Annotated in this window: 2 protein-coding genes; one reads left to right on the plus strand and one right to left on the minus strand. The window is 72.4% G+C overall.

The features are described 5' to 3' along the window. The coding region (locus AB1578_23275; GenBank protein ID MEW6490820.1) for a Na-K-Cl cotransporter at positions 1–2046 on the minus strand (2046 nt) is incomplete at its 3' end. A gap of 147 nt (positions 2047–2193) precedes the next feature. Here AB1578_23275 and AB1578_23280 point away from each other — a divergent pair. Continuing rightward, a complete protein-coding gene (locus AB1578_23280; protein ID MEW6490821.1) occupies positions 2194–2619 on the plus strand; it encodes a DNA polymerase III subunit chi in 426 nt (141 codons plus the stop codon). Positions 2620–2673: the final 54 nt, after the last annotated feature.

The raw sequence follows: 2673 nt of genomic DNA on the forward strand, positions 1-2673 counted from the left end.
GTCGGCGTCGATGCGCAGCTCGGGCAGCAGCCGCCGCAGGGTGCGCTCGGTCGTCTCCCGCATGAGAACATTCGAGGCGACGCTGAGCACCCGGATGCGGGCCCCCCGCCACTGGCGGTTGCGGGTGAGGAGGTAGGCGAGCAGCAGCAGGAGGTCGCCGTTGCGCTCCAGTCCGCCCCACCACACGTGCACGCTCCGGGGGCGGTGCCCCCGAGGCGCGGCCTCGGAATCGACCCGGCCGATGATCAGGGACTTCTTGAGGCGCTCCAGGCGGCGGGTCACCCGCAGGAGCTCGGCCAGGCGCTCCGGGTCCCCGGGCCACCCCAGGAGGACGGTGTTGGGCTCCAGGGCCGCCATGCCGTTGGCCTGGGCCACCCCCACGATGCCCTGCTCCACGTTGGGCACCACGTCCACCTCGCCGAAGGCGGCGATTCCCTCCCGGTGAAACAAGGCCTCGATCTGGTCCTTTCTCTCCACGGGGTCCTGCTCCAGGGCCAGCAGGTCGCCCTCCACGAGCTCGCACACGGTCACCACCCCCCGGTCCTGGCTGAACCAATGGCCGAACCGGATCAGCTCAAGGCGGCGTTCGGCGCTCTCCACGAACACCAGGATGTGGGGCCTCCAGTTGCGGGCGCTCAGGGGCCGGCGCGAGAGCTTCACGAGCGCCCAGCGGATGAGGGCCTCGTACACCCCGCGGCGCACGTCTCCCCAGTCGGCCTTGCGCTCCTTGCGCTGGAGGGCGACGTAGAGGGCGAGCACGACCAGGACGGCGAAGACGGTGGCCCCGGCGCTGATGAGAACCATCGTTCCGAAGCACGCCAGGGAGCCGGCCAGGTTCACCGGCCAGGGCACCCGCAGGGTGGGCCTCCAGGAGGGATCGCCCGAGAGGCCCTCCAGAGCGGCTACGAGGTTGAGCATGCCGTAGACGGTGAGGAAGAAGAGGGTGACCACGGAGGCCACGGTATTGAGATCCCCGAGAAACACCGCACCCAGGGCGATGGCCAGGGTGACCGCGAGCCCGAAAACCGGTTCGCCCCCCTCCTGGGCGACGGCCGCGAAGCGGCGCGGAGCCAGGTGGTCCCGGGCGAGGGCCTGGAGCGTGCGCGGTGCGCCCAGGATGGAGCCCACCGCTGAGGAGAAGATCGCGCCCCACAGCCCCGGCAGCACGAAAAGCGCCCCGAGGGGTGCGATCCGGGTCCACACCAGGGGGTCTTCCCGCAGGGTCTCGGCGTCGGCACCCAGGGCCAGGAGGACCGGGACGGTCAGGTAGACCCCGAACCCCGCCAGGCAGGCCGCCAGGGCGCCCCGGGGGATGCTCTTCTGGGGGTCCTTCAGGTCTCCCGAGAGGCCCAGGCCGGCCATGATGCCGGTAACCGCCGGAAAGAAGACCGCGAAGAGGGTCCAGAAGCCCACCTCCCCCGATCCCCCGGAGACCCGGGGGGCGGGGGGGCCGGCGCCCAAGAGGGCGCCCCCGGCCAGGGCGAGCACCGACAAGGCGATGAGCCCCATGATGGGGATCTGGCTTCGCAGGGCCGTGCCGGCGCCCCGGTAGGCCAGGGCGGCGACGGCCAGGACGATGACGAGGGCCGCGGCGGGCACGGGCACCCCGGACCAGACGAAGCGCAGGGACTCGGCAAGGCCGTAGGAGTAGAGCGTGACGGAGAGCGACTGGGCCAGGAAGAGGGGCAGGCCGATCGCCCCCCCGATCTCGGGCCCCAGGCTGCGGGAGATGATGTAGTACGCCCCGCCCACGCCGAGCCGTGTGTTGGTGGCCACCGCCGAGAGGGAAAGCGTCGTGACCAGGGTGATGCCGTTGGCCAGGCACACGATGAGGAGGGTCTTCCCCAGCCCGGCGTGCCCCACCACCCACCCGAACCGCAGGTACATGATGACGCCGAGGATGGTGAGGATCGTGGGGGTGAAGACCCCGAGGAAGGTGCCGAGCTTCGCCCCGGGCCGCCGGGGCAGCCCTGCGGCCCCCGCCCCCATGAGGCGGCGGGTCCAGGAGAGCACGCGGTGCACGAAGGTCGGGACCGCAGGGACCATCGGCGCTCCAGGGGTGGGGTGGGGGGCGAGGATAGCACGGGGTCGGGGCGGTGCCCAAACGGGGGACGGAAGCACGGACCGCCACGGACGGGCACGGACGGGCAGGGGGGGTGGCGCCTGCGCGGTGGGCTCGGGTAAGATCCGCCCATGCCTCGCGCCACCTTCTTCGAGATTCGGGGGCCCCGGTGGGATCTGGCCCTGTGCCGTCAGGTGGAGGCCGCCTACGAGGCCGGGGAGCGGGTGTGCGTGTGGGCCGAGTCCGAGGCGGAGGCCCGGCGCCTCGACGACCTCCTGTGGACCTTCCGGGACGAGTCCTTCGTCCCCCACGACCTCTGGCAGGGGGAGGCCGCCCTCGACACTCCCGTGGCGGTGGGGTGGCGTCCGGGAAGCCCCAACGGAGCCACCTGTCTCGTCCTCGCCCGGGACACCGCACCTGCCGAGGTTGCAGGCTTCGCCCGGGTGGTGGATTTCGCCCCCGTGGACCTCCCCGAGCGCCTCGGGCCCGCCCGGGCCCGGTTTCGGACCTTTCGCGCGGCGGGCTTCGAGGTGGAGTTCTGCAAGGGCGGGCCGTAGCTCCGTTGCCCGTTGCCCGTTGCCCGTTGCCCGTTGCCCGTTGCCCGTTGCCCG

Source organism: Thermodesulfobacteriota bacterium, assembly GCA_040756475.1.
GTDB lineage: Bacteria > Desulfobacterota > Deferrisomatia > Deferrisomatales > JACRMM01 > JBFLZB01.